This is a genomic window from Salinimicrobium sp. TH3 (assembly GCF_026676115.1).
GTDB lineage: Bacteria > Bacteroidota > Bacteroidia > Flavobacteriales > Flavobacteriaceae > Salinimicrobium.
Genome location: NZ_JAPONB010000011.1, coordinates 114770 through 121039 on the forward strand (window position 1 = coordinate 114770; position 6270 = coordinate 121039).

A 6270-nucleotide genomic window follows, 5' to 3' on the forward strand; every position below is an offset into this window, starting at 1 on the left:
CAATTATTTTTAGCAACCTAAACTTAAATTCAAATATGAGATCAATTAGAACTGCCTTTGCAGCTTTTTTTATTCTGTTTTCGGCGGGCGTTTTTGCCCAGGAGACTGAACAGCAAACGGAGCAAACAGAAGGAGGACACATTAATGAGAATAAATTCCGGCAACTGTATCAGGAATTTTCAACTCCAAATCAATACCGCACAGGAAGTGGAGCTCCAGGTCCGGCCTACTATCAAAATGAAGCCGATTATAAAATGGATATCGAGCTTGATGATCGTAATCAAAAATTGACCGGTCACGAAACCATTACCTACCACAATAATTCCCCCGATGACCTGGAGTACCTATGGGTACAACTGGATCAAAATATACGTTCCAAAGATGCTGTGGCAAAATTAAAAGATGGGAATGGCATTTCGCCGGTGGCCCAGCCTGGAGATTTTGTTTCAGAATATATGAAGGAACCATTTGACGGCGGGTTCAATATTACTGAAGTGAGCGCTGATGGTAAACCTCTTAAAACAGTGATCAATAATACCATGATGAGGGTGGACCTTCCGCAGCCATTAAAGGCAGGAGAGAAATTCACCTTTGATATTGGATGGTGGTACAACATTAACAACCACATTACAGATCGTGCCCGCTCGGGATATGAAAACTTTGAGAAGGATGGGAACAATGCTTATGTTATTGCCCAGTTCTTTCCACGTATGGCCGTTTACAATGATGTAGAGGGATGGCAAAATTACCAGTTTTGGGGGAATGGAGAATTCGCGCTTCCTTTTGGGGATTATGAGGTGAATATTACTGTTCCTGCAGATCATATTCTTGACGGAACCGGGGAACTGGTAAACCGCAAGGAAGTATTTTCAAAAGAAATGATGCGTCGTTACGAGGAGGCTAAGAAATCTTATGATAAGCCTGTGATGATCGTGACTCAGGAAGAAGCTGAAGCTGCCGAAAAAGGCTTTTCGGACAAGAAAAAAACCTGGAAACTTAAGGCCGATATGGTTAGGGATTTTGCCTTTGCCACTTCACGCAAGTTTATATGGGATATGATGGCTGTTGACTTGGGAGAAAAAGATGTCATGGCAGTGTCACTTTACCCAAAAGAAGGAAATCCACTGTGGGAAGATTATTCCACAAAGGTAGTTGCACATACATTGAAGTCTTATTCAGACCACACCTTTACTTATCCTTATCCTAAATCAATTTCGGTTCACGCCAAGAATCAGGGGATGGAGTATCCTATGATCTCGTGGAACTATGGTCGGCCAAATGAAGACGGGACCTATAGTGACCGTGTGAAGTATGGAATGATGAGTGTAATAATCCACGAGGTTGGGCATAATTTTTTTCCTATGATCGTAAACTCAGATGAGCGTCAATGGGGATGGATGGATGAAGGTCTTGATACTTTTATGCAATATGTGGCCGAGCAGGAGTACGGGGAGAAATATCCAGAAGATATAGCGCCACACACCAAATATCCTTCTAGAAGGGGAGAGCCCGCCAGGATCGTGAACTATATGAAAGGAGATCAAAAATATATTGCTCCTATCATGTCAAATCCCGAGAATGTTTATCAATTAGGGAACAATGCCTACGGAAAACCCGCGACTGCATTAAATATCCTTAGGGAGACAGTAATGGGAAAAGAGCTTTTTGACTACGCATTTAAGACATACGCCCAGAGATGGATGTTCAAGCACCCAACGCCCGAAGATTTCTTTAGAACTATGGAAGATGCATCGGCTGTTGATCTTGACTGGTTCTGGAGAGGTTGGTTCTATTCTACAGATTTTGTCGATATAGGAGTAGAGGAAGTTAAGAAGTTTCACGTGACAGATAAACCTACCAAACAAGGTACCGAATTGCTTAAACGCTATGGAGTTGAAGATCCATCTTCTATGGACTTGGTTTACGTGGTGGAAGAAGGCAGTGAAAAGTTTGATGCAAATATGAAAGGAAAAACTCCTGCGGAAAATGCACCGACTCTTAATGAATACATGATGGATAATTTCACTCCGCAACAAAGAGCAGAGATGAAAATGCCGAAGTATTTCTATCAGGTGACCTTTAATAAACCAGGCGGATTGGTTATGCCTGTCATAGTGGAATATACTTATGCTGATGGTACTTCTGAAAAAGTAACCTATCCTGCGCAAATCTGGAGAAAGAATGACCAGCAGGTAAGCAGGGCTTTGGCTACAGATAAGGAGATCACTAAAATAGTAGTGGATCCCGACCTGGAAACTGCCGATGTGAATGTGAACAATAATTCATGGCCTAAGGAAGCTGAGGTGGATAAGTTTCAGGAATTCAAGGAGCAGAACCAGGGCTAGACTACCCCGACAGGCTTTCGCCTGCCACCCCTCCTTGAAAAAAGGAGGGAAGCGAATTGGGTTCAAAACACCTGAAGGTGTTTTCCTCCTTCGGAGGAATTTAAATAAGAAATTTATTAGACCCTCCTTTTTGGAGGGTCTTTTTTGTGCCCACCCTCCCCCGGCCCCTTCAAGAGAGGGAAAGTGAGGTTTTAGTGCTGATTTTAGACGCTTGTGCTGCCGAAGGCAGTGGTGCCGAAGGCACCTGTGAGTTCCCCTCCTTTTCAAGGAGGGGTGCCCGCCGCAGGCGGGTGGGGAGGTAAAACCTCTCTGCCCTCCACAGGAGGGAGCGCAGCATAAAGAAATTGTTCATCCTCCCGGCCCTCCAGGGAGGTATGCCGTAGGGCGGGATGTTCAAGTCTTGAGTTTTAACTCTTGCAGCCGAACGGTCTTTCATGTTGTTTTTAACAACACGGTTTTTTTAGTGATTGGAATAGTGAGTATATTTGCAACGTATGCAAACACTTCCGTTATTTATTAGTGGTGCCGAGATTGGCTTTATCATGTTTATCCTGGTAATGGTTTTTGGTGCCGACAAGATTCCAGAGATCGCCCGTGGTCTGGGAAAAGGCATGCGCAGCATAAAAAACGCTACCAACGATATTAAATCGGAAGTAATGCGCAGCGCCGAAAAGCATGGTATGGATACTTCTGTAGGTGATGATGTCAAAAAAGAAGTTGACAAAGTAAAAGAAGAAATAGAGGAGCTAACCGGTTCTATCAAACGAAGATTTTAATCTTTCAGGCATAAAATTCCACTCCCGAATTTCACGCATCATCTGCCCTTTTTAAAACCTTTTAAATGAACCCTTTGCCCCACGGCTAGGGGTGACAGGGAATAAAAAAGCCACAGCTAACAGTTAATTGCGTACAGCGCTACAAAAGAAATACTAACTTCGTAATTCTAACTTCTAAGATCTAACATCCAAATGCATTTTCTTCCTCAAGAAATAGACGATTACGTTGTAGCACACTCAGCCAAAGAACCAGAATTACTTCAGCAATTAAACCGGGAAACCAACCAGAAGGTCCTGCAACCGAGGATGCTAAGCGGACATTACCAGGGCAGGTTGTTGAGCCTGTTATCCAAAATAATAAATCCACAGAACATTTTAGAGATTGGTACTTATACCGGGTATTCTGCTTTATGCTTAGCAGAAGGAATGAAAAACGATGGCGTACTTCACACCATTGACATCAATGAGGAACTGATTGATCTTCAAAAAAGGTATTTTGAAGCCTCTCCCTGGAAAGAACGGATCATACAACATCTTGGTGATGCTACAGAGATCATTCCCTCCCTAAAAGCCGATTTTGACCTTGTCTTTATAGATGCCGATAAACCAAATTATCCAACTTATTTTCAGCAGATCATGGAGAAGCTTCGGCCCGGCGGGGTCATACTTTCAGATAATGTACTCTGGAGCGGGAAGGTAGTGGAACCGGTCAAAGAAGATGATGAATCTACCAAAGCTCTTTTGGAATACAATAAATTATTAGCAGAAGATGAAAGGCTGGAAACGGTAATATTGCCTGTGAGAGATGGATTGACTATTTCAAGGAGGAAATAGCCTTTAGCTTTTAGCTTTTGGCCGTTTGCTTTTTCCGTTTTGCCCCTCCCGATAGCTATCGGGACTAAAGGGAGCCGGAAAAAGGTTTAGGAATTGATCTTTTCAGAAATAATTTTTAAAACTTTCTCCATATTTTGAATCACCTGCTGATTTGTGAAGCGAATAACATTTATGTCTTGAAACTGAATTAGTTCAGTACGGGTTTGATCTTTTATTTTTTGCTCTGAACTTTCGTGATATTCTCCATCCACTTCAATTACTAATTTCAGTTGATGTGAGTAAAAATCAGCAATGAAGTGGTGTATGGGGTGTTGCCTCCTAAAATGGTATGTTTTGAAAGGATCACAAATTAATTTTTCCCACAGAAGTTTTTCTGCCTCTGTCGGGTAGTTGCGAAGGTTCTCTTCCCGCTTGAAAATTTCAGATTGAGCACCTTTCCACATGCTGTTGTCATGATATGGATTATCTTTTTTCACTACAGTAAATTTAGGAAAAACTAATTCTCACCCTTTAGGGAGGGGCCAAAGAATTTGTTTTTCCACTGTTAACCACTTTATTGGATTCTCTTGTATGGTTCTGCCTCAACCCTAGAGCGGCCCGGAAAAAGTGTTATCCATCCCTCCAAAAAAAACGTATTTTTGAACCAAACTTTCAGGAATGACTTTCGAAAACACTAAAGAATTTGCCCAACAACTCGATCAACAAGATCCACTTCGATCCTATAGAGATCAATTTCTCCTTCCTAAAGTCAATGGCAAAGAAGTAATTTACTTCACAGGGAATTCTCTGGGTCTGCAGCCAAAGAATGCAAGGAAATATGTGGATGAGATCATGACCGACTGGGCGGAGCTGGCGGTGGAAGGGCATTTTGAGGCAGCGAAGCCGTGGTGGGACTATCATGAAAGATTTGCCGGGAAGCTGGCTCCTGTTGTTGGGGCAAAACCTTGTGAAGTAACAGTAATGAATACGCTAACGGTAAACCTTCACTTGTTGATGGTTTCCTTTTATCGCCCAACAAAGCAGCGTTTTAAGATCATTATGGAGGAAAAGGCTTTTCCCAGTGACCAGTACATGGTGGCGAGTCAGGTGCGATTCCATGGCCTGGATCCGGAGGAGGCTATTGTGGAGGTGAAGAAAAGGGAGGGAGAACATCATTTCAGGTCGGAAGATATTCTGGCGAAGATTGAGGAACTAGGAGAGGAGTGTGCCCTTGTCTTAATGGGAGGCGTGAATTATTATAACGGCCAGGTGCTGGAAATGGAAACCATTACTAGAGCAGGAAAAGAGATTGGGGCTTTTGTAGGGTGGGATCTTGCACATGCCGCCGGTAATGTAGAGCTGAAGCTTCATGAGTGGGGAGTAGATTTTGCCGCCTGGTGCAGCTATAAGTACATGAATTCCGGGCCGGGAAATGCGTCGGGTTGTTATGTTCATGAACGATATCATGGTAAGAAAGATATCCCTCGTTTTGAAGGCTGGTGGGGGCACAATAAAGGAAGACGCTTTTTAATGGAACCGGAATTCCAACCCGAACCAAATGCGAACGCCTGGCAGATCTCCAATGCTCCAATATTGGCTTTAGCGCCTTACCTGGCGTCACTGGAATTATTTGGAGAGGTGGGAATGCCTGCCTTGATCGAAAAACGAAACAAGATCGTAGCTTATCTGGAATTTATTCTGAAAGAAGTTGCAGAAGATGTTGGAGGGGATTTTGAAATAATTACCCCGGAAGAAAGAGGTACTCAGCTTTCCGTGTTTCTCCACGGGCAGGGGAAAGAGCTGTTTCATTATCTTATGAAGAATGGTGTAGTAACCGATTGGCGGGAACCGAATGTTATACGCTTAGCACCGGCACCTTTTTATTGTTCTTTTGAGGATATGTGGGAGTTTGGAAAGGTGTTGAAGGGATATTTTTTGGAGAATCTAGAAACTAGAGTCTAGAAACCAGACAGTGTCTTTCGAGGATTTGAAGATGTGGAAATGTGAAGATGGAGGTATGACTTTCACCTGGGAACAGCTGCATAGAACGGAAGATCTATTACGAGGACTCTTATTGCGATACCAGTACCGGAGGGACGACATATTGGTAAAAAATACCGAGGTCGTGAACAAGGAGTGCCGTAGGTACGGCAATATATCCTAAGTACAAATGGATTGCAACGTGAAGACCCTGAAACAAGTTCAGGGTGACGTTAGCTTGTCCTTTGTCCACTGACCTTCGTGCATTAATTAAGCTAGTAGCTAATGGCCAAAAGCCAACAGCAAAAGCTTTTCCATGTCACTCCATTACTCGGTCACTCCGTCACAACATCACA

At 43.1% G+C, this 6270-nt stretch carries 5 protein-coding genes; 4 read left to right on the plus strand and 1 reads right to left on the minus strand.

From position 1 onward, the window contains the following. The first annotated feature begins 35 nt into the window (after positions 1-35). From OU683_RS15210 to OU683_RS15220, 3 genes are all read left to right on the plus strand, one after another. On the plus strand, positions 36-2345 hold the full coding sequence (locus OU683_RS15210; protein WP_268139808.1) for a M1 family aminopeptidase: 2310 nt from the start codon (positions 36-38) through the stop codon (positions 2343-2345). 494 nt (positions 2346-2839) lie between these two features. Next, positions 2840-3121 (plus strand): Sec-independent protein translocase subunit TatA/TatB, encoded by a 282-nt coding sequence (locus OU683_RS15215; RefSeq protein ID WP_268139810.1) that lies wholly within the window; start codon positions 2840-2842, stop codon positions 3119-3121. 192 nt (positions 3122-3313) lie between these two features. Beyond that, entirely contained in the window at positions 3314-3955 is a 642-nt protein-coding gene (locus OU683_RS15220; RefSeq protein ID WP_268139812.1) for an O-methyltransferase, read from the plus strand. A gap of 86 nt (positions 3956-4041) precedes the next feature. Here OU683_RS15220 and OU683_RS15225 read toward each other — a convergent pair whose 3' ends face one another. After that, the gene (locus OU683_RS15225; protein WP_268139814.1) at positions 4042-4431 is read right to left on the minus strand and encodes an endonuclease domain-containing protein; all 390 of its coding nucleotides are present in this window, start codon (positions 4429-4431) and stop codon (positions 4042-4044) included. A gap of 181 nt (positions 4432-4612) precedes the next feature. Here OU683_RS15225 and kynU point away from each other — a divergent pair, with 181 nt between their 5' ends. Then, positions 4613-5896: a kynureninase gene (kynU, locus tag OU683_RS15230; protein WP_268139816.1), complete on the plus strand. Its 1284-nt coding sequence runs from the start codon at positions 4613-4615 to the stop codon at positions 5894-5896. Positions 5897-6270 lie beyond the last annotated feature (374 nt).

Excerpts from the sequence above, each read along its gene's own strand:
- OU683_RS15220 (WP_268139812.1), top strand. The coding sequence starts at position 3,314 with ATGCATTTTCTTCCTCAAGAAATAGACGATTACGTTGTAGCACACTCA.
- OU683_RS15210 (WP_268139808.1), top strand. The coding sequence starts at position 36 with ATGAGATCAATTAGAACTGCCTTTGCAGCTTTTTTTATTCTGTTTTCG.
- kynU (WP_268139816.1), top strand. The coding sequence starts at position 4,613 with ATGACTTTCGAAAACACTAAAGAATTTGCCCAACAACTCGATCAACAA.
- OU683_RS15215 (WP_268139810.1), top strand. The coding sequence starts at position 2,840 with ATGCAAACACTTCCGTTATTTATTAGTGGTGCCGAGATTGGCTTTATC.